This is a genomic window from Bacteroides caecicola (genome assembly GCF_023337095.1).
GTDB classification, from domain to species: domain Bacteria; phylum Bacteroidota; class Bacteroidia; order Bacteroidales; family Bacteroidaceae; genus Phocaeicola; species Phocaeicola gallinarum.
The window spans coordinates 257,067-277,067 of the sequence record NZ_JAMBLM010000003.1 but is presented as its reverse complement, the minus strand read 5'-3'; the positions used below and the strand labels follow the sequence as shown (position 1 = coordinate 277,067).

Sequence of the window (20,001 nt, the reverse complement as noted above, 5' to 3'; positions counted from 1 at the left end):
ACAAAGTTAGGCAAAAAATAAATAAGTCCGTTAAAAATAGAAAGATTTTAACGATTGCCCTCCCTTGCATCTTATATTCCGGCAAGAATCATTACCTTTGTTCTACACTAACTTAATTCATGGAACAAAATGATTACTTGTTTTCTTTTTCACGACCATTCTTGTCCTTCTGACAACACCGTTACCAACCTGAAGGATTGCCTGCCGACAGCGCGCGTCGTTACTCCCGACGAGCTGGACTTGCCGGCGGCGAGCATGGAGTCGACAGAGATGCTGCATAAGGTGGTTTCGATGGCAGACACGCCTTATACATTATTTTATATAAAGCCTCAGCCGCTGGAGCTGGGATACAAGGCGCTGGAGCGCATGTGTGATTACCTGAACGCCCCGGAAACGGGGATGGTGTACGCCGACCATTACCGGTGGGAGGACGGAACGCGCAAACCGCATCCCGTGGCAGATTATCAGCCGGGCAGCGTAAGGGATGATTTCGATTTCGGCTCGGTGATGCTTTTCAAAACGGAGTGTCTGAAAAATGCGTTCCGCCTGATGGGTGCCCAGCCCGATTATGAGTATTCCGCGCTGTATGCGCTCCGGCTTGCTCTTACGCGGACGCATGAACTGACACACATCCGCGAGTATCTTTACACCGAAATGGAGGAGAACGACACGCGCCGCCCCGAAGAAAAGCAGTTCGACTATGTTGACCCGCGCAACCGGCAAGTGCAGGTGGAGCGCGAACGGGCGTTTACGTATTACCTGAAAGACATCGGGGCGTTTCTGCCCGAACCCACGGAGGGGATTGACCCGCAGAAGGGCGATTTTGAATACGAGGCTTCGGTGATTATTCCGGTGAGGAACCGGGTGCGAACCATCGGCGATGCCATCCGCTCGGCGGTGGAACAGCAAACCGACTTCCCGTTTAACGTGATTGTGATTGACAATCATTCTACCGACGGTACGGCGGACATCATTGCCCGTTATGCCGATGACCGGAGGGTGATTCACCTTGTCCCCTCACATACCGACCTCGGTATCGGCGGGTGCTGGAACGTGGGAATCGACCATCCGCTGTGCGGACGCTTTGCCGTCCAGCTTGACAGCGACGATTTATACAGCTCGCCCGCCACGCTGCAAACCATCGTCGACATGTTCCGCCGCGAGCGTTGTGCGATGGTGGTCGGCTCGTACCGCATGACGGACTTCAACCTCCACACGCTTCCGCCGGGGGTTATCGACCATCGCGAGTGGAGCCGCGAGAACGGACATAACAACGCGCTACGTGTCAACGGGCTGGGTGCGCCGCGGGCTTTCTACACGCCTCTGTTACGGCAAATGCGTATCCCGAACACCAGCTACGGAGAGGATTATGCACTCGGACTGTGCTTTTCGCGCCGTTACCGCATCGGGCGCATCTACGATGTGCTCTACCTCTGCCGCCGCTGGGAGGGAAACTCGGATGCCGCCTTGAGCATCGAGCAAATCAACCGCAACAATGCGTACAAAGACAGCCTGCGCACGCTGGAAATCCGGCTGAGACAGGAGCTTGCCAAAAATCTCGACGCCTCGGCGCCGTGTCCGCCCAAAGAGGCTTTTTTTGCCGGACAGTTCGAAAAATGGGAGCTGGCGAAGAATAATCACCGGGAGCTGAACCGCATCAGGCTGCGCAGCTTCCGCATCGGCGATTCAGACATCCTTGTACAGTATAATCCCGAACGAGCCGTGTCTACCTGTGCCAAGCTCGACAAGGCTTCCATCGAGGCGCGTCCGTGCTTTCTTTGCGAGGAAAACAAACCGGAAGCACAAAGCAGCATCCGCATCGGGATTGACGAGGGGTTCACGCTCCGCGTAAATCCTTATCCCATCTTGCCGGAACATCTTACCTTGTCTGCCGTGCGCCACCAGCCGCAGGTGCTTGCCGACAAGACCGACCGGCAGCTTCCGGGAAGGCTCTTGGAGTGGATAGACGAACATTTTGCGAAAGGCTATGCGCTGTTTTATAACGGGGCGAAATGCGGGGCTTCTGCGCCCGACCATTTTCATTTTCAGGCTGCCCTGCAACAGGATATTCCGTTTATCCGCCAATGGAAACGGCTGATGCTTACTGCCGACGAGCTTGGGCGCTGCGAGCTGGAAACGGGAGGCTGCTGTACGGAGTATCGGATAAACGATTACCCGTGTACGATTCATGCTTTTGTAAGCGAACGGGGGTATAAGTACGCGCCCCTCCTCGTAACCCGCTACCTGAACAGCCTGCCGCAACACACCGGCGAAGCCGAACCGCGGTATAACCTGTTTGCATGGATGGACGAGGCACGGGGATTTACGCTGGCTTATTTCCCGCGAAAGGAACACCGCCCGCAATGTTATGCCGCAAACGATGATACCCAACGCCTCATCAGTCCGGGGGCATTGGACATGGGAGGTATCATCGTAACGTGCCGTGAAAAAGATTTCGAAGGCATTACGGCAGACGATATCCGGCAGATTTACCGGGAAGTAACCTTATAAAACAAGACCGACATGAAAGAACCCGAAATACATGTAGGCATCCTCAGTGCCGAAAGGATAGACTTCACGCTGAATGCTCCGTTCCGCGCCGAGGGGCAGACGGTATGCGGCAGTCAGCAAATAACCGCCGAAGGCAATCGGCTGCGGTGGAACGGGAAAACGTACCGTGAGCTGTTTTTTACTCCCGTTACCGGGGAGGAGGCTTCTTTCTCGATACACCACGTAACCATCGGAATCCACTTCCACTGGGAGCGGAAAGAGACCCAGACGTTTACGGGCAGGCTGCGCTTCATCGCTGCCGAAGGGAAGGTAACGGCTGTCAACCAGCTTCCTGCCGAAGATTACCTGACGAGTGTCATCTCCTCGGAAATGAATGCTGCCTCGCCTCCGGAGTTTCTGAAGGCTCATGCCGTCATCTCGCGGAGCTGGCTGCTGGCGCAAATCAGCAGGCAGGCTTCGGATGCCTATCGGGTGATGTATTCCGGCCATTCGGTAGCCTCTGCCGAAAACGAGTACATCCGCTGGTACGACCACGAAGACCACACGCTGTTCCATGTGTGTGCCGACGACCACTGCCAGCGGTATCAGGGCATCACGAAGGCTTCTACCCCGGCGGTGAAGGCGGCAATCGAAGCTACGCGCGGCGAGGTGCTGACTTACGGCGGGGTAATCTGCGACGCTCGTTTCTCGAAGTGTTGCGGCGGTGCCACCGAGGTGTTTTCCACTTGCTGGGAGGACAAGAATTATCCGTACCTGCGCCCCGTAAGAGATGCGGCAGAGCCGTCTCCCCTGCCCGACCTGAGCCGTGAGGAGGAAGCGGAACAGTGGATTCGCCACGCTCCGGACGCGCTGTGTAACACCCGCGACGCGCACCTCCTGTCGGTGATTCTGAATGATTACGACCGGGCTACCACCGACTTTTACCGCTGGCGGGTGACGTATGCGCAGGAGGAGCTGTCGGCTCTCATCTGCCGCAAGACGGGCATCGACTTCGGGAAGATTCTCCGCCTCACTGCCGTAGAGCGGGGCAAGTCGGGGCGCATCTGCAAACTGAAAATCACGGGCAGCCGGCGTACTGCCGTCATCGGCAAAGAACTGGAAATACGCAAGGCGTTGTCGGCAACCCATCTGTTCAGTTCGGCGTTCGTGGTAGACTACGGCGCGGAACACGATGGCGCACCCGAAACCTTTACCCTCACCGGGGCGGGATGGGGCCACGGCGTGGGGCTGTGCCAGATAGGGGCGGCGGTGATGGGCGAACGCGGTTACCGTTATACCGACATCCTGTTACATTATTATAAAGGGGCAACCCTGAGCAAACTTTATGAATAGACTGATGAAAACACATTCGCCGTGGAGCTGGGTTCCTACCCTCTACTTTGCCGAGGGACTGCCTTACGTGGTGGTCATGACGCTTTCGCTCGTGATGTATAAGCGCATGGGCGTATCAAACACCGAAGTGGCTCTTTACACCGGATGGCTGAACCTGCCGTGGGTTATCAAGCCGCTGTGGAGTCCGTTTGTCGACCTGCTGCGCACCAAGCGCTGGTGGATTGTAAGTATGCAGTTGCTGATAGGGGCTGCGCTGGCGGGGGTGGCGCTCACGCTTCCCGCCGACGGGTATTTCCGCTACACGCTCGCCTTTTTCTGGCTCATGGCGTTCAGCTCCGCCACCCACGATATTGCTGCCGACGGGTTTTACATGCTGGGGCTCGACACCCGCCAACAGGCTTTCTTCGTGGGCATCCGCAGCACGTTTTACCGCATCGCCACCATCGCCGGACAGGGGCTGCTCATCATGCTGGCAGGCTTCTTGGAACGCTACACGGGACGCATCGCCTACGCTTGGAGTCTGACGTTTTTTCTCTCAGCAGGGGTGTTCATCGCGCTCTGGCTGTACCACGCCGTAACGCTACCGCATCCGCCCTCCGACGCTTCCGCTAAGGCGCGCCCGTTTATCGGCTTGCTTAAAGATTTCATGCAGACGTTTGGCTCGTTCTTCCGAAAAGAACATGCCGCCACCGCCATCCTCTTCATGCTGCTCTACCGCCTGCCCGAAGCCCAGCTTGCCAAAATGAGCATTCCGTTCCTGCTCGACCCGCTCGCTCAGGGCGGACTGGGCATGACGACCGAGCAAATCGGATTCACGCAGGGAACGATAGGAATCATCGGACTTACCGTCGGGGGGATTCTCGGCGGGATAGCCGCCGCCCGCCACGGACTGCGCCGGTGGTTGTGGCCGATGGTGTGTGCCATCTCCCTGCCCGATGCCGTTTACATCTACCTCAGCTACGCCCAGCCGGAAAGTCTGACGCTGATCAACAGTTGCATCTTCATCGAGCAGTTTGGCTACGGATTCGGGTTCACCGCCTACATGCTCTACCTCATCCGCTTTTCGGAAGGCAGTCACCAAACTGCCCACTACGCCATCTGTACGGCGTTTATGGCGCTGGGCATGATGATACCAGGCATGGTGGCGGGATGGATTCAGGAGCTGCTGGGCTACCGGCTGTTCTTTATCTGGATTATGGTATGCACGCTGGTTACATTCGGCGTAACCTATCGGCTAAAGGATAAGATAAACGACTGACAGACATGCAGATATCTGCTCCCTTCATGCCGTGACGTATCGCATACGCCCCCAAACGCCCGCACAGGCGGATACAGACATTCATTAAAAAAATAAAAAAACTGCACACAGCGTTTGCTAATAAAATAAATATCTATATCTTTGCCATCGAATTAAAGTTGTAATAATTACAGAGTTGAAAGAGAATATGAACGTTTACGAATACTTGATTAGCTATAACATTAAGCCATCCGTACAACGCATCGCGATTATGGACTATTTGCTGAAGCATAAAACCCATCCCAGCATTGATGAAATTTACTTGGCTTTATGCAAAGACATCCCTACCCTTTCAAAGACAACTGTATATAATACGCTCAAGTTGTTCGTTGAACACGGTGCGGCAAAACAGTTGACGATTGATGAGCGAAACACTTGTTTTGATGGCGACTTGTCGCTGCACGCGCATTTCCAGTGTAAGTCATGCGGAAAAATCTATGACGTTCCGCTGAGTACCGAAACCAACGAAACCGAAAAACTGACAAAGAGCGGATTTGAAGTAGAAGAAGTGCATCATTACTACAAGGGGATTTGCCCCCACTGCTGCGAAAAATCCCTCGCAAAGAATTAAGAAAGAATTAAAGAGAAAACCAACGAATTAACGATATAAACTAACAACTAAAACTTTTACATTATGAAAAAATTTATCTGTACTGTTTGTGGTTACATCTATGAAGGCGAAACCGCTCCCGAAAAATGCCCTTTGTGTAAAGCTCCCGCTTCTAAGTTCAAAGAAATGGAAGAAAACGCAGAAGGTGGTTTGCAATTCGTTGACGAACACGTTATCGGCGTAGCTAAAGGTTGCGACGAAGAAATGATTAAAGACCTGAACAACCACTTCATGGGCGAATGTACTGAAGTTGGTATGTATTTGGCTATGAGCCGTCAGGCAGACCGCGAAGGCTATCCTGAAGTAGCTGAGGCTTTCAAACGCTACGCTTGGGAAGAAGCTGAACATGCTGCAAAATTCGCTGAACTGCTGGGCGACTGCGTATGGGATACAAAAACGAACTTGGAAAAACGCATGAACGCTGAATGTGGTGCTTGCGAAGACAAGAAACGCATCGCTACCCGCGCTAAAGCGTTGAACTTGGACGCTATCCACGATACGGTTCACGAAATGGCTAAAGACGAAGCTCGTCACGGTAAAGGTTTCGAAGGATTGTACAACAGATACTTCAAAAAATAAGAACTGAACGGACTGTTCAGAAACAAAAAAATCATTCCAAGCCGAGAGGTTTGGAATGATTTTTTTTGTTTATAGCGATTGGAACAGACGCGGGGCAATCCGCTGCCCCACGTTCCGTGTGTTACTTCTCGGATACGATTTCCAGCTTGGCGGTTTTCAGTCCCTTCGAACTGGCTTCAAGCACAATCTCGCCGGCTTCTTCAGTGGAAGACACAATAGCGGTCATCATGCCCGAAAAGACTTTCATCTGCGGCTTCTGGAACGATTCGAGCGAAGCGGGATTGCCGTTTGCCCCGGCGCGGTAGTAACCTTTGCCTTTCACCTTAAACTTGATTTCGTTGTCGGCAAGCGGACAGAGGTTTCCGTCTTTATCCACCACGCTGACGGTTACGAACGAGAGGTCTTTGCCGTCGGCTGCTATCTTCGTGCGGTCGGCTTCCAACTTGATGGCGTAGGGCTTGCCTGCCGTGTGGATTTCTTTCTCTGCCACAGCCTTGCCGTTGGCATCGTATGCCACCACTTTCACCGTTCCCGGTTCGTACTTGGTGTCCATCCACATCAGTCGGTAGCGCTGCTGACGCTTGAAGGTAGTAGAGCCTACCGAGTCGCACTTGCTGTTGTCGATGGTCACGGTGAGGTCTTTCGTGCGTTTGCCCTGACTCTTTCCGTTGATGAACAGCTCGGCAGAAGGATAGTTGGTGTAGACGAATACCGGAGTCACCTCGCCTTCGCGTCCCTCCCAGTTCCAGTGCGGAAGGATGTGGAGCGTTTCCACGTCTTTGTTCCAGTGGCTGCGATACAGGTAGTAACGGTCTTTGGGGATACCTGCCAAGTCGATGATACCGAACAATGACGAGTGGCTGGGCCAGTCGGAGTAATACGGAGTAGGCTCGCCCAGATAGTCGAATCCCGTCCATACGAACTCGCCGATGCTCCACGGGTAGTCTTCGTGCCAGATGAAGTTATCTTCCGGAAGGTCAGACCATCCGCAGTGTTCCACGTCGTACGAGGAAGCCTGATGGTCATCGTACTTCTGCATGGCGCGACGAACCACGGGGAACTTATATACGCCGCGCGAGCTGATGGTAGAAGCGGTTTCGCTACCTAATGAAATCTGTTGGGGGAGCTTCTTGTAATTCTCGGCATACTTGAACGGGCGGTAGTTGAATCCCGGCACGTCCATCACGGCAGCCATGTTGTTGTTTACCACTGCGTCGGGCGCATCCATCCCCTGCGTTACGGGGCGTGTGGGGTCTTCGCGGTGACAGATGTCTTGGAGGAAGCGCGTCAGCTTCGGACCCGTCGCACCGTTCCACTGGTCGGGCACCTCGTTGCCGATACACCACATCACGATGCTGGGGTTGTTGCGAAAGTGGCGAAGCAAGTTCACCAAGTCTTTCTCCGCCCACTCGTCGAACAGCTTGTTGTATCCGTTGGGCACTTTCGGGGTTTTCCACCCGTCGAACGATTCTGCCATCAGCATCATACCCATCTCGTCGCAAGCCTCAACCAGCTCCGGCGCAGGCATGTTGTGCGAGGTGCGGATGGCGTTACATCCCATGTCTTTCAGGATACGGATCTGGCGGCGGATACCTGCTACGTTGGCAATACCTCCCAACGGGCCCAAGTCGTGGTGGTTACAAACGCCTTTGAACACGGTACGTTCGCCATTCAGGAAGAAACCCTTGTCGGGGATAATCTCGATGGAACGGATTCCGAAGCGGGTGGTATATTCGTCTTTCAGCTCGTTGCCTTCGTAGATACGCGATTCGGCGGTATAAAGCGCGGGAGTTTCGGGAGTCCACAGCGCGGGGCGGTCTACCACGAAGTCTTGCACAAACTTGCCGTCATCATACTTCGAGCCGCGGTTTTCAGCCGTAGCCACCACCTTTCCCGATGCGTCTTTCAGTTCGGTAACGATGCGGTAGTCGGCCAACTGTTTGCCCTCCGGCATCCGCAGTCCGGTCAGCAGATGTACTTTGGCATACTCTTTCTTCACCACGGGCGTAGTGAGCTGAGTTCCCCACGTAGGAACGTAAGCATCTTCATTGATTACGAGGTGTACGTTCCGATACAGTCCGGCACCGGGATACCAGCGTGAAGATTCGTGTTCGTTCTCTAACCGCACGGCGAGGGTATTCGTTTCGCCCGGTTTCAGGTACGGAGTGATGTCGAAGTAGAACGAGTTATAACCGTAAGGCCAGTAGCCCACTTCGTGTCCGTTCAGCCATACGCGGGCGTGGCTCATGGCTCCGTCGAACACCAGCGTGGCGGTTTTTCCGGCGCGGAACTCAGGGGCATCGAAATCAAGGCGATACCATCCCGTGCCCACGAAAGGCAGGCCGCCCGTACGTCCGGCGTGTTCCATCGCTTCCTTCTGTCCGTCTTGAGTGATGGCGAGGTTCTGCTTGTCATTGTCGATGCTGAACGGCCCGTAGATAGCCCAGTCGTGAGGAACGGTTACCGACTGCCATTTGGAATCATCGCACTCGGTGGCAGAAAAAGTAGCATTGTCTTCACGTGTAAACTTCCATCCTTTTTCCAGCAAACGCTCGGTGCGCACTTGCGCCGCCACGCATACCGGCAGAACGAGAAGCATCATCAAAAGTAGTTTCTTCGTCATAAAGTAATGTATTTTTAAAATTATTGGTTATATAATCCATACATTCCACAAAAATAAAAATAATTATCCGCATCCGAAGCAAACTCCTAATAAATAAGTTGATGTTATACAGCAGGTGTTAAAAAAAACGGGGCGTTACGTGCGCCCCGTTTCCCGTCAGAATGACTTTTCCTTTATCAGCCCCATGCGGTAGGCTGCCAAGAGTTTTTTCAGGTCTTCTATCTGAATCATCAGCTCGCGGCCCTTGTCGGTGTCTTTCACCATCATGCGCTTGCTGCTCATTTCCACGATTTGGGTGGTCGACTTGATGTCCTGCCCCTCCTCGATGGCTTTTTGCGTGGAGGTGAACGGCTCGTGTTGAACCAACTGGAATCCGCGCGAATGATATACCAATGTATATCCGGCGATGCCCGTTTCGGGCTGGTATGCTTTCGAGAATCCGCCGTCTATCACCATCAGCTTGCCGTTTGCCTTGATGGGCTTCTCGCCTTTCACGGCTTTCACGGGCACGTGTCCATTGATGATGTGGCGGTGTTCTCCCTCTACGCCGAACTCGTCCATAATCATGTCGCAGATGTCTTCGCGGTCGCGCAGGGAGTAATAATATCCTTTCACCTCTTTGTGGGTTTCCTTGTCGACGAGGAAGTAACGCTCAAAGGTTGCCATCTTGCTCTTGTCGAACGCAGGCGAATCGGGGCCGCACCACAAGTACCAGAGGTAATCGAGGGCAAAGGATTTTTCTTTGTTGTCGTTGTCGGCAAAGTAGGCGGTGCGGATAAGCTGCCCCACGCGCTCCAACAGTGCCTTGCCCTTGTACTTCTTGCCCAAGATGTCGACTTCCTTCAGTGTCCCGTCGGCGTTGAGGGGCATGGAGGCATGGAACAGCAGGTTCGAGTTGCATACGTTATACATGCAGCCGTAACGGAAGAGGCATTTCATGTGCTTGCGCAGCTTTTCGCTGTGGGTAAACGAATTATGCAGCTTGGCGACTATCTCGCGCTCCTCGTCGGTGAGGCGGTACGGGTCGGACGGGTCGACGGTGGGGAAATAACAGTCGCGCATTTCATACTCGCGTCCGTCTGCCACAAACACCTTGCGTCCGAAGTCGATGTGGTGGAGCAACAGGCGGTTTTCCATCTCGAATTCAGGGCGGCGGCGGATTATCTCTGCCTCCAACTTAAACTGTATCACGCTGATTGCCTTGTGCATCTGGGCTATCAGGCGGAGGGTCTTGTCGTTATACGGACTGGTGGTTTCGTCCATGCGCGGGCCGAACAGCGTGCAGGGGTCGCTGGCGTAGGTATCCATCGCGAAGGTGGCAAGCGGCAGGAGGTTGATTCCGTAGCCGTCTTCCAATGCCGAGAGGTTGCCGTAGCGCATCGCCAAGCGCAGCACGTTCGCCATGCTGCACACGTTTCCGGCGGCAGCCCCCATCCAGAGGATGTCGTGGTTTCCCCACTGGATGTCGAAGTTATGATAGTTGCAAAGCGTGTCCATGATGACGTGAGGGCCGGGTCCGCGGTCGAAGATGTCGCCCAAGATGTGCAGCGAGTCTATCGTAAGCCGCTGGATGAGGTTACACAGCGCCACGATGAAATCGTCGGCACGGTTCGTATCGATTATCGTACTGATAATTACGTTGATATACGCCTGCTTGTTCGGCTCCATGCTGCTTTCGTGAAGCAACTCCTGAATGATGTACGAGAACTCTTCGGGCAACGCCTTGCGCACCTTCGAGCGGGTGTATTTCGACGATACGTTCTGACACACCTTCACCAGTTGGTTCAGCGTAATCACGTACCAGTCTTCCAGATACTCTTCCGAGTCTTTCACCAGCTGCAACTTCTGTTCCGGATAGTAAATCAGCGTACAGAGTTCTTTCTTTTCGGTTTCGCGCAGGGTATTTTCAAAAATCTCGTTCACCTTCCGTTTGATGGCTCCCGAAGCAGTGCGCAGCACGTGTTGGAAAGCCTCGTACTCTCCGTGCAGGTCGGCAAGGAAATGCTCCGTACCCTTCGGCAGGTTGAGTATGGCTTCCAGATTGATGATTTCCGTACTTGCGGTGGCAATGGTAGGAAAACTATGTGACAGCAACTCCAGATAGCGGCAGTCGCGCTGAATCATCTCGTCAGTAATCTGTTTGTATGTTTTCATAGCGGTATGAGTATTATAAGAATATCATCAGTATCAGTTGGGCGATGATTACGCGGGTAAACATTCCCAACGGATAAACCGTGGCGTAGCTCACCGAGGGGTTATCGTTGGGGATGATGTCGTTGGCATAGTTCAGCGCCATAGGGTTTGCCATGCTTCCGCAGAGCATCCCGCAGGTGTTTCCGAAGTCGAGACGGCAGCAGCGCATCGCCACCAACGCCATGATTACCACGGGCACGAAAGTGATGGCAAAGCCCAGCCCCACCCACAGCGCACCTTCGGGGCGGAGTACGGTTTCGAAGAAATGGGCGCCTGCCTCGATGCCCAGACACGCCAAGTAGAGCGACAGCCCGATGCCGCGCAGCATGAGGCTTGCGCTGCGGGTGGTGTAAGTCACCATGTGGAGGCGCGGACCGTATGCCCCGATAAGGATTCCCATCACGATGGGGCCTCCGGCGAGTCCTAACTTCACGGGCGAACTGATGCCGGGGATGGAGATGGGGATAGAACCGATTACCAGTCCCAGCACGATGCCGATGAAGATACATGCCAAGTTAGGGTCGCGCAGGGTTTTCACGGTGTTTCCCAGCACTTTTTCTACGTTCTGTATCGCCGCAGCCTCGCCCACCACCGTCAGGCGGTCGCCAAGCTGGAGCACCAGTCCCGGCGTGGCAAGCAGTTTCACCCCGCTTCGCAGCACGCGGCTGATGTTGATGCCGTAAGTATTTCGCAGGCGGAGCGAGCCTAATTTCTTTCCGTTGATTTCAGGACGCGACACGATGATGTGTTTCGAAATCAGCTTGCTGTCGATGGCATCCCAGTCGATGTCCTCCTTGTTCCAGTCGCGCTTCTCCTGCTCGCCGAAGAGAATGGTCAGCGCAGGAGCGTCTTTCTCGGTGGTGATGACCAGCAGGCGGTCGTTCTCCTTCAGTATCTTGTCGTACGTGGGGATGCTTACCGAGCCTTCGCGCCAGATGCGCGAGATGACGAACTTGGGGTATCCGGCATGGGCGATGTCTTGTATGCTTTTATTGAAGATGGCAGGGTTATGCACCTGAAAGGCGGCTATATACGTATGGTTGGGGTCTTCGGGCTCGTGGTTCTCCATGTCGGACGGGCGGACAAAGAGTTTCTTCATCACGATGATGGCAAGGATGACCCCCACCACGCCCAGCGGATACGTAACGGCACAGCTCAGCGCCGCCCCGTTGGTAGGTTCGCCAAACTGTTTCAGCGTCTGCTGCGCCGCTCCTAATGCAGGAGTGTTGGTAGTGGCTCCGCAGAGGATTCCCACCATGTCGGGCATCGACACACCGCTTACAAACGACAGCACCACCGCCATCAGCGTACCTATCAGGATAACGCCCAGCCCCAGCATGTTCAGCGTAAAGCCTCCCCGGTGGAAGGAGCTGAAGAATCCCGGACCTACCTGAAGCCCCAGCGCGTAGACGAAGAGCACCAGTCCGAAGCTCTCGGCGTAGGCAAGCATCTGAGGGTCGACCGTAAAGCCGAGGTGTCCTGCAAAAATACCTGTGAAAAATACGAAAGTAACCCCCAGCGACACGCCGAACACGTGAACCTTTCCCAATCCTAACCCGATGGAGATAATGAGGGACATGATGATGACCGCCTGCAAAGCGGATTGCTCGAAAAACAAATTATATAGCCATTCCATGCTGCAAAGATATACACTTTTATTCGGTTACGAGGCAGTAAGCCCGTTTTAATTTTCCCCACCTGCACTGAAGCACACGAAGAAACCCTCCGCCGTGATGCTCCGGAGAAACGCTTCCGTTAGCGCGGTTCACCCTATATGGCAGCGTTTACCGGTTCTATCCATAGCGTCGAGGGGCTTATGCCGTAGCGTTTTTTTCAGGCTCTTACAGGGATGCTTCGCCCTCTAATTTCTTTTTGATGCGCAACAACAGCCACAGGCTTCCTTCCATGCGCGGATTGCCGGCATAGAGGTATGACTGTTCGAAAAGGCGCGAAACGGTGTCGGGCAAGTCGGGGATGTAAGTGGCACTGTCTAACTGCATACTGGCGGGCAACTGCTGTTGCTCGAACCACTCTTCTACTACTTTTATTTTCCGGTAATCTTCCGGGTTGTCACTTTTCTTTCTGATTAGCATATTACTGTTATAATGTTTTTAAAACGGATAACCTACCGCAAAGTGGAACGCAAAGTCGCGTCCGAAGTCGGGCGAGATAATCGGATAACGGTCGCGCCCTTCGTACATGGGGTTGATAGCCTTCATACCGCCGTCGAAGCGGATAATCAGGAAATCCAAGTCGAAGCGGATGCCCAGACCGTATGCCACAGCCAACTGCTTGTAGAAGCGGTTGAACTTAAACAATCCTTCGGGCTGCATCTCGCGGTTACGGATGGTCCACACGTTTCCGGCGTCGATAAATGCCGCCCCGTTCAGTTTCCAGAACAGGTGCGTGCGATACTCCAAGTTCAAATCCAGCTTGATGTCGCCCGTATGGTTCACGTAGTCCAGACTGTTGGTGTCGCCGCGATAACCTCCCGGACCCAGTGAGCGGACGCTCCAGCCACGCACACTGTTCGCCCCGCCCGAAAAATAGAGTTTTTCGAAAGGGAGGCTTTTCGAGTTTCCGTAAGGATACGCCACGCCCACGCCCACGTGGAACACAAGCGAGTTACGGTCGTCTATCATAAAGTTTTTTGCGAAATCGAAATCAGCCTTCACATACTGTGCAAAGTCGATGTTTGCCATCTGAAACGCCTCGCCGTTTTTCGGACGCCCGTTTACTATCTTCGAGAAAGCATAAAGCAGGTTGCCCGACTCTTCGATGTTGAAGCGGATGGAATAGGAATTGCGCTGGGCGGTTTTGCTCGATATGGCTCCGGAGCTGTTATACGTATAGGTATAGCCCATACGCACGATGAACAAGTCTTCGTAGCTGTAACGCAGCAGGGGATTACGTTCGTCCATCATGTCGAGGTAATCACGGAAGGTCTCGGAGCGGTAAGGCATGTAAATGTAGTTCACGTCGAGCAAGTCGAACCGGTGAACCGCCCGCCGCTTCGACCACCGGTAGCTCCATGCCGCCGACGCCACGGTGCGTTCAAACTCCGGACGAATCTGCCAGTTATACTTCACGCTCACCTCCGAAGTGGCACGGATGCGCCGCTTGAAGTCGGAAGAGAGGAAAGGGAACATAAATTCGGGGAAATTCAGACTTCCCTCCACGGCGTACTCCATGTAGTTGCTGTTGGCATATCCCTCTAACCCGCTCACCGCCTCGTATGCGCCTCGCAGCTTCAGCGTCAGCGTTTCCGAGCCGCGGAACAGGTTGCGGTGGGTGTACGCCACCGATGCCGCCGCACCGAGGTCGCCAGCCGAGTTCGTCCCTTCGATTTCGAACGACACCGACTTGTTCTTCCGTTTCGAGAGGGTTACGTACGCATCGAGATACGCCGAGTCGCCCTCCAGCTCCTCGCGGAAGCGGATGTTGGAATACTTCAGGATACCCAGCCGGCTCAAGTCTGAATACGTGTTCTGCACATCGCTGCTCCGGTATAAGCGTCCTGTTTTCAGTCGGTTATAATCGGTTATCACTTTGGGGCGCAAGAAAGGCTTGCCGTGGAAGTACAGCATTGCCCCCTGCGAGCGGATGGAATCCATGCCGCGGATGGCATCGGCGGAAAGCTCGGCAAAGTCCACGTCGAGCAGGAAGTTTACATTTCTCACCGTGTACTGGCGGTGCGGTTCCGGGTCGTCCGACTTCTTGCGGCGGAACGGAAGCAGCTGCACCGTCAGCCCCACCTTGCGCGAGTGTGCCGTGGTGTCTGCCTGATAAGTGATAAAGTCTTTGTTGAAGCGGTAATATCCCCGGTTTTGCAGGTACTGGGTGATGCGCTGGCGTTCCTCGTCGAGCACGTTCACATCGAGGCGCATACCGGGGTGCAGACGGGTGAGCGCCGAGTCGCGGGCAAGGTAACTCCCCACGGTAGAGTCGGCAATGTCGTAAGTAATATGGTCGATCACGTAAGGCTCTCCGGTGTGGATGCTGTAACGCACTTTCATTTTTTTCTTACCCTTCTGCTGCTCGTTCAGGCGGACGTAAGCCCCCATGTAGCCCATGTTCTGCACGGCAAGTTCTATCTGCCGGCGCGACTCCTCGGCAGCCTCAGGGTCGTAGATGCGGGGTGCGTCGCCTATCTTCCACAGAAAGCGGTTTATCCACTTCGACGAATCCCGCCCCGACGCGCTGTATATGTACATCGGCAGCTTCACCAAGCTGAACCACTTGGCGTTAGGCGTCTGGCGGATATACGTATTCATCTGCGAAGGCTTCACCTCTTTGTTGTCCGACTCAATCTTCACGTCGTCCAACAAATACTGACCCTCCGGGATAAATTTGCTTACCGAACATCCTGCCAGTGTGAGGACTGCCGCCAGCAAATAAAGAATACGCAGCATCGCTTTTTCCATATCAGTTCGTAGAAGCACGGAAATGTGCAAAACAGTTGCAAATATACGGATTATCGTTGGAATAACAGAATAAATTTCGGCTTATTAACTTTCAACGATACTGATATTGCGGTAATGGGAAAGACAAAGATAACAGCTCTTCCGAACGGAATGAATTTATCTTAAACACGCTTTGATATAATCCTCTATTTCTTGCGCTGTGACGGCATACACGGGAGCAAGCTGCTCAAAATGGGCATCCCTTGTAAAACGGTTGCCATTGGTCAGCATGGCAAGCAGGTTTTTTGATTTCAACCGATGACCGGAATAAGACAATGCCAACGAAATCAGGTCGCCGACAGGCACGCCCGCCTTCAGAATGGAATAAATATCATAATAATCGCGGAAATTACTCCTGCGCAACATAACTTCCATCTTCATAGCTCCGATAGCTTTTACATCTGCCAGCTTCACGTTATTCAAGCAATCCACAGGCTTAGTAACGGGAGAATACTTGGGGCAGGCATAAAAGGAGAATTTTACTCCCTCCACCACATACTCCACATGGTCTATGTCTAAAATGTCTTTATGCTGAATCTCGCCCACCGTCGCAAGCTCCTTTTCTATCTGATACCACGCCACCTCCATTTTTTCTGCTTTGGAAGTCCGCCATCTCATAAAGTCCAAGTCCTCACTTTGGCGAGTACCAATCTGCAAAGACAGAGCCGTACCTCCTACCAGAAGATAAGACTTGATGCAGTCCAGCTTGGAAACTGCTTCAAAAATTTGCTGAGTATGTGGAGCCAACCCTGTCATGCCTGCATTTTATTAAAATGGCGGGTAGCCATAGACTTGATATAAGCATCCGGTTTCTTTGCCTTGAAATAGTACCACGCAAAAAAGCGGTTCAGCGTGTAGAGATATTCCTCTTGCGGAACGAGGTAATCCAGCCACACCTGCTTTACCTTCTTAAAAGGATAAATCAAGAAAAGACGGTCTATTTCGTCCAAGTCAAGATACAACAAGGTCTTTTCAATCAGCATATCGTCAGGAATATCCTTGATTGAATCTTCGCGGTACGACCAAAAGCAATGTTCTTGCTTCAGCTTCGCCAACAGTTCTTGTTTAATTGCATCGTTTGACATCACACAGGTTCTGTATATAATAAGACAAAATTAGCGATTATTCCCATTAGGAGCAAATAAAAGAGCGGGATTTTCCGGAGAAAGTATAAACCGACAGTTTCCATTTTCCGTCTTTTATAGCACAAGTTTCCAACGATTTGACTATCTTTGCATTTATCATAAGAACATACACAGCTATGAAACTGATAGAAAATAACATACAGAAGATTATCGCCTTGTGTAAGAAATACAAGGTAAACAAGCTGTTTGTTTTCGGTTCCATCCTTACCAACCGTTTCAACAAGGATAGCGATGTAGATTTGGTTGTGTCCTTCAACAAGGCAGAAGTAAGCGATTACTTCGACAATTACTTTGATTTCAAATATTCTTTAGAAGAACTATTGGGCAGGGAGGTTGACTTATTGGAGGAGCAAACCATTAAGAACCCATATCTGAAAAAGAATGTAGACTCAACAAAGGTATTGATATATGGATGATTTGATAAAGAAGCACTTGCAAGACATACTGACCGCCATTCAAGAGATAGAAAGTTTCTTTGGTGACAAGCCTAAGCTATTTGATGACTTTTACAGCGACCTCTGTCTCAGGCGTGCCATAGAGCGGGACATAGAAATTATCGGTGAAGCCATGAACCGAATCTTAAAAACAGACAGAAACATTGCCATTACCAATTCACGCAAAATAGTGGATGCACGAAATTACATCATTCACGGATACGACAGTCTGTCGGCAGATATTCTTTGGAGCATGGTAATTAATCACTTACCGAAGCTGAAGAAAGAAGTAATAAGCCTGCTGAATGATTAATCACACACTTACAAACAAAATCATGCGATATATGAAAAGTGATTTAACGCTCATACTGGGCTGTGTCTTGTTGCTGGCGGGGTGCAGTGCATCGTCAAAGAAGGCGGATGATGCCGGGGCGGAGGCAACGCCTGTTCCGGCGGAGGTGACGGACGATTACACTCGGTTCTTTACCGAAGGAATCCGCTTGGAGCGTGCCGACGGAAAGGCGGGAGGCATGTATGTGAGGTTCGGCAAAGACTCGCTGACGGCGGAGCTGTTCTCGCCTGCCGAGGGGGTGACCGAAACGCTGGAGCGGCGCATCACGCCGGCGGGCAAACGGGTGTGGAACATGGAAGACGATGATACCAAGAATCTGCGCCGGGAGGACGGCGGACTGTGGACGGTGAGCCGCCGCGGGAAACTGATTTTCTCTGAAGCGGGAGCTGCCGACGGACTGGGCAACTGGCTGACGGAGCGTTTCGAAGGGACGGCTGCGGGGGCGCGTTACCGGTTGGCTGTGCGTCACCGCGAGCATAGCGGCGACGGGCATTTCCTGTTGCACCTCACTCCTGCACAAACGGAGGCGGGAAACGACACGACGCTCATCTACACGGGACGACGATACACGCAGCGGGGCACAGCGACCGATGCCGACGCCACCGTATGGCAGTTGGTTGCCGACGACGGCGTGACCCTCTATAACTTCATCCCCGAAAACCGCACGCTCGAACAATTCAACCGATAAAGTTTATCCGTAAAACAAGATCATGCTTAGCAAGAATAAAATAAAGTATATCCGCTCGTTAGAGCAGAAGAAACATCGCAAGGAGGAACAGGCTTTCCTTGCCGAGGGTAACAAATTAGTCAACGACCTGTCGGGGCATTTCGACTGCCTGCTGCTGGTGGCTACGGCGCACTGGTTAGAGGAGCATCCCCACGCACAGGCGCAGGAGGTGATTGAGGCGAGCCGCGAGGAGTTGTCGCGTGCCAGCCTGCTGAAAACGCCGCAGGAGGCGCTGGCGGTGTTCCGTATTCCGCAGTACGAGGCGGAGGCGGAGGTGGTCAGGAGGTCGCTGTGCCTTGCGCTCGACGGCGTGCAAGACCCCGGCAACTTGGGGACTATCATCCGCATTGCCGACTGGTTCGGCATCCGGCACATCTTCTGCTCGGCGGGGACGGCGGATGCGTTCAATCCTAAAACGGTGCAGGCTACGATGGGTGCGCTGGCGCGCGTGCAGTTGCATTACTGCGACTTGAGGGAGCTGGTGGCTTCATTGCCGGATGTCCCCGTGTTCGGCACGTTCCTCGACGGGGGCGACCTCTACACGCAGGAGCTGTCGGCAAACGGGCTTATCGTGATGGGCAACGAGGGAAACGGCATCAGCCCCGAACTTGCCGCTGTCGTCAACCGCCGCCTCCTGATACCCAACTATCCGCAGGGAGAGGAGACGAGCGAGTCGCTCAACGTGGCGGTGGCTACGGCTGTCGTTTGTGCGGAGTTCCGCCGGCGGATGCGCTGACCCGCCGGGAAGGGAATACCCCGCACGGGGGGATTATTTTACGAGCTTCACTGCCGCCCAGCGGTTCTTCTCGCGGTGATGCACGAAAGTCAGTCCGAGGCTCTCGCCGCGCTCGCGGATAGCAGGGATATCGTCTACGTAGAATCCGCTCATGTAGATTTCCGAACCCTCGTGCATACACGCCACGTAAGCCGGGAGGTCGGCAAGCAGGATGTTGCGGTTGATGTTGGCGATGATGACATCGAAAGGCTTCCGTCCCTTGAGCAGCGAAGCGTCGCCCAGCTCCACGGTGATGTTCGCGATGCGGTTCAGCGCAATGTTGTCGCGCGAGTTGTTCACACACCAGTCGTCGATGTCGATAGCCGTCACCGAGTCGGCGCCGCGCATACTGGCAAGGATGGCGAGGATAGACGTTCCGCATCCCATGTCGAGCACCGACTTGCCCCGCAGGTCGGCATCGAGCAGTTCGGCGATGATAGAGCCGGTGGTTTCGTGGTGTCCCGTGCCGAACGCCATCTGCGGATTGATAACGATGTCATACTCAGCCTTCGGGTAGTCGGTATGGAAAGTGCTGTGGATAACGCAGCGGTCGCCGATTACTATGGGTTGGAAAAAATTCTTTTCCCATTCCTCGTTCCAGTCCTTGTCCTCAGGTTCGGTAACGGTATAGGTAATGTTCGTGTCCGGAAGCGGAAAGGTTTCCAGCACCTCCCGCAAAGCATCTTCGCTGAACTGCGCCTGCTGGATGTATGCCTGCATACCGCCCTCACACGCCACGAAACTCTCGAATCCGATGTCGGCAATGAGAGCCGCCAGCACGTCGGTCACGGTTTCGGTACACGGACGTGCAGTAAAAGTCACTTCAAAGTATTTCATATATAAAAGGGAAGTATTAATTTTCGCAAAGATAGCCATAAATAGGGAAAACCCTACCCCGAAATAGGGAATTTCTATTTGCAGAGAAAAAATAACTCCCTAAATTTGTAACAAGAAAAGAAT

General features: G+C 53.3%; 17 protein-coding genes. 9 read left to right on the top strand and 8 right to left on the bottom strand.

Features of this window, described 5'->3' with window-relative positions; translation table 11 throughout:
* Positions 1-129: 129 nt before the first annotated feature.
* From M3085_RS04510 to M3085_RS04490, 5 genes are all read left to right on the top strand, one after another.
* Positions 130-2,511, top strand: a complete 2,382-nt coding sequence (locus M3085_RS04510) for a DUF4922 domain-containing protein (RefSeq protein WP_249052401.1) — start codon at positions 130-132, stop codon at positions 2,509-2,511.
* 12 nt (positions 2,512-2,523) lie between these two features.
* Complete coding sequence (locus M3085_RS04505) at positions 2,524-3,843, top strand: SpoIID/LytB domain-containing protein (RefSeq protein ID WP_249052400.1); 1,320 nt, start codon at positions 2,524-2,526, stop codon at positions 3,841-3,843.
* A 4-nt stretch (positions 3,844-3,847) separates the two neighbouring features.
* Positions 3,848-5,101: an MFS transporter gene (locus M3085_RS04500; protein ID WP_204499941.1), complete on the top strand. Its 1,254-nt coding sequence runs from the start codon at positions 3,848-3,850 to the stop codon at positions 5,099-5,101.
* Between the two features lie 187 nt (positions 5,102-5,288).
* Positions 5,289-5,711, top strand: a complete 423-nt coding sequence (locus tag M3085_RS04495; protein WP_191709574.1) for a Fur family transcriptional regulator — start codon at positions 5,289-5,291, stop codon at positions 5,709-5,711.
* Positions 5,712-5,774: 63 nt separating this feature from the next.
* Entirely contained in the window at positions 5,775-6,329 is a 555-nt protein-coding gene (locus tag M3085_RS04490; protein WP_191709575.1) for an NADH peroxidase, read from the top strand.
* Between the two features lie 121 nt (positions 6,330-6,450).
* On the opposite strand, the gene galB is transcribed toward M3085_RS04490, so the two are convergent.
* The 7 genes from galB to M3085_RS04455 form a co-directional block, all read right to left on the bottom strand.
* Positions 6,451-8,952 carry a beta-galactosidase GalB gene (gene galB, locus M3085_RS04485; RefSeq protein WP_249052399.1) on the bottom strand — a complete coding sequence of 834 codons (2,502 nt, stop codon included), beginning with the start codon at positions 8,950-8,952 and terminating at the stop codon, positions 6,451-6,453.
* Between the two features lie 156 nt (positions 8,953-9,108).
* Complete coding sequence (locus M3085_RS04480; RefSeq protein ID WP_191709577.1) at positions 9,109-11,106, bottom strand: fructose-1,6-bisphosphatase; 1,998 nt, start codon at positions 11,104-11,106, stop codon at positions 9,109-9,111.
* Positions 11,107-11,119: 13 nt separating this feature from the next.
* The gene (locus M3085_RS04475; RefSeq protein WP_191709578.1) at positions 11,120-12,781 is read right to left on the bottom strand and encodes a putative transporter; all 1,662 of its coding nucleotides are present in this window, start codon (positions 12,779-12,781) and stop codon (positions 11,120-11,122) included.
* A 205-nt stretch (positions 12,782-12,986) separates the two neighbouring features.
* Positions 12,987-13,238 (bottom strand): DUF6965 family protein, encoded by a 252-nt coding sequence (locus M3085_RS04470; protein WP_191709579.1) that lies wholly within the window; start codon positions 13,236-13,238, stop codon positions 12,987-12,989.
* A gap of 18 nt (positions 13,239-13,256) precedes the next feature.
* The gene (locus tag M3085_RS04465; RefSeq protein ID WP_249052398.1) at positions 13,257-15,569 is read right to left on the bottom strand and encodes a BamA/TamA family outer membrane protein; all 2,313 of its coding nucleotides are present in this window, start codon (positions 15,567-15,569) and stop codon (positions 13,257-13,259) included.
* 156 nt (positions 15,570-15,725) lie between these two features.
* On the bottom strand, positions 15,726-16,364 hold the full coding sequence (locus tag M3085_RS04460; RefSeq protein ID WP_249052397.1) for a nucleotidyl transferase AbiEii/AbiGii toxin family protein: 639 nt from the start codon (positions 16,362-16,364) through the stop codon (positions 15,726-15,728).
* Positions 16,361-16,693 (bottom strand): hypothetical protein, encoded by a 333-nt coding sequence (locus M3085_RS04455; protein WP_204499771.1) that lies wholly within the window; start codon positions 16,691-16,693, stop codon positions 16,361-16,363. The genes M3085_RS04460 and M3085_RS04455 overlap by 4 nt, the downstream gene beginning before the upstream one ends.
* A gap of 176 nt (positions 16,694-16,869) precedes the next feature.
* Between M3085_RS04455 and M3085_RS04450 the strand changes: the two genes are divergently transcribed.
* From M3085_RS04450 to M3085_RS04435, 4 genes are read left to right on the top strand one after another with little or no spacing between them, the layout of a single operon-like run.
* Complete coding sequence (locus M3085_RS04450) at positions 16,870-17,169, top strand: nucleotidyltransferase family protein (protein WP_204499774.1); 300 nt, start codon at positions 16,870-16,872, stop codon at positions 17,167-17,169.
* A complete protein-coding gene (locus tag M3085_RS04445; RefSeq protein ID WP_249052396.1) occupies positions 17,162-17,500 on the top strand; it encodes a DUF86 domain-containing protein in 339 nt (112 codons plus the stop codon). The genes M3085_RS04450 and M3085_RS04445 overlap by 8 nt, the downstream gene beginning before the upstream one ends.
* Positions 17,501-17,531: 31 nt before the next feature.
* Positions 17,532-18,227 carry a hypothetical protein gene (locus tag M3085_RS04440; RefSeq protein ID WP_249052395.1) on the top strand — a complete coding sequence of 232 codons (696 nt, stop codon included), beginning with the start codon at positions 17,532-17,534 and terminating at the stop codon, positions 18,225-18,227.
* Between the two features lie 22 nt (positions 18,228-18,249).
* Positions 18,250-19,002, top strand: coding sequence for an RNA methyltransferase (locus M3085_RS04435; RefSeq protein ID WP_204499781.1), 753 nt, complete (start codon positions 18,250-18,252; stop codon positions 19,000-19,002).
* Between the two features lie 33 nt (positions 19,003-19,035).
* On the opposite strand, the gene prmA is transcribed toward M3085_RS04435, so the two are convergent.
* Positions 19,036-19,878 carry a 50S ribosomal protein L11 methyltransferase gene (gene prmA / locus M3085_RS04430; RefSeq protein WP_249052394.1) on the bottom strand — a complete coding sequence of 281 codons (843 nt, stop codon included), beginning with the start codon at positions 19,876-19,878 and terminating at the stop codon, positions 19,036-19,038.
* Positions 19,879-20,001 lie beyond the last annotated feature (123 nt).

Bases quoted from the DNA above. Each gene is read 5' to 3' on its own strand.
- M3085_RS04510 (WP_249052401.1), top strand. From the start codon at position 130: ATGATTACTTGTTTTCTTTTTCACGACCATTCTTGTCCTTCTGACAAC.
- M3085_RS04505 (WP_249052400.1), top strand. From the start codon at position 2,524: ATGAAAGAACCCGAAATACATGTAGGCATCCTCAGTGCCGAAAGGATA.
- M3085_RS04500 (WP_204499941.1), top strand. From the start codon at position 3,848: ATGAAAACACATTCGCCGTGGAGCTGGGTTCCTACCCTCTACTTTGCC.
- M3085_RS04495 (WP_191709574.1), top strand. From the start codon at position 5,289: ATGAACGTTTACGAATACTTGATTAGCTATAACATTAAGCCATCCGTA.
- M3085_RS04490 (WP_191709575.1), top strand. From the start codon at position 5,775: ATGAAAAAATTTATCTGTACTGTTTGTGGTTACATCTATGAAGGCGAA.
- galB (WP_249052399.1), bottom strand. From the start codon at position 8,952: ATGACGAAGAAACTACTTTTGATGATGCTTCTCGTTCTGCCGGTATGC.
- M3085_RS04480 (WP_191709577.1), bottom strand. From the start codon at position 11,106: ATGAAAACATACAAACAGATTACTGACGAGATGATTCAGCGCGACTGC.
- M3085_RS04475 (WP_191709578.1), bottom strand. From the start codon at position 12,781: ATGGAATGGCTATATAATTTGTTTTTCGAGCAATCCGCTTTGCAGGCG.
- M3085_RS04470 (WP_191709579.1), bottom strand. From the start codon at position 13,238: ATGCTAATCAGAAAGAAAAGTGACAACCCGGAAGATTACCGGAAAATA.
- M3085_RS04465 (WP_249052398.1), bottom strand. From the start codon at position 15,569: ATGGAAAAAGCGATGCTGCGTATTCTTTATTTGCTGGCGGCAGTCCTC.
- M3085_RS04460 (WP_249052397.1), bottom strand. From the start codon at position 16,364: ATGACAGGGTTGGCTCCACATACTCAGCAAATTTTTGAAGCAGTTTCC.
- M3085_RS04455 (WP_204499771.1), bottom strand. From the start codon at position 16,693: ATGTCAAACGATGCAATTAAACAAGAACTGTTGGCGAAGCTGAAGCAA.
- M3085_RS04450 (WP_204499774.1), top strand. From the start codon at position 16,870: ATGAAACTGATAGAAAATAACATACAGAAGATTATCGCCTTGTGTAAG.
- M3085_RS04445 (WP_249052396.1), top strand. From the start codon at position 17,162: ATGGATGATTTGATAAAGAAGCACTTGCAAGACATACTGACCGCCATT.
- M3085_RS04440 (WP_249052395.1), top strand. From the start codon at position 17,532: ATGAAAAGTGATTTAACGCTCATACTGGGCTGTGTCTTGTTGCTGGCG.
- M3085_RS04435 (WP_204499781.1), top strand. From the start codon at position 18,250: ATGCTTAGCAAGAATAAAATAAAGTATATCCGCTCGTTAGAGCAGAAG.
- prmA (WP_249052394.1), bottom strand. From the start codon at position 19,878: ATGAAATACTTTGAAGTGACTTTTACTGCACGTCCGTGTACCGAAACC.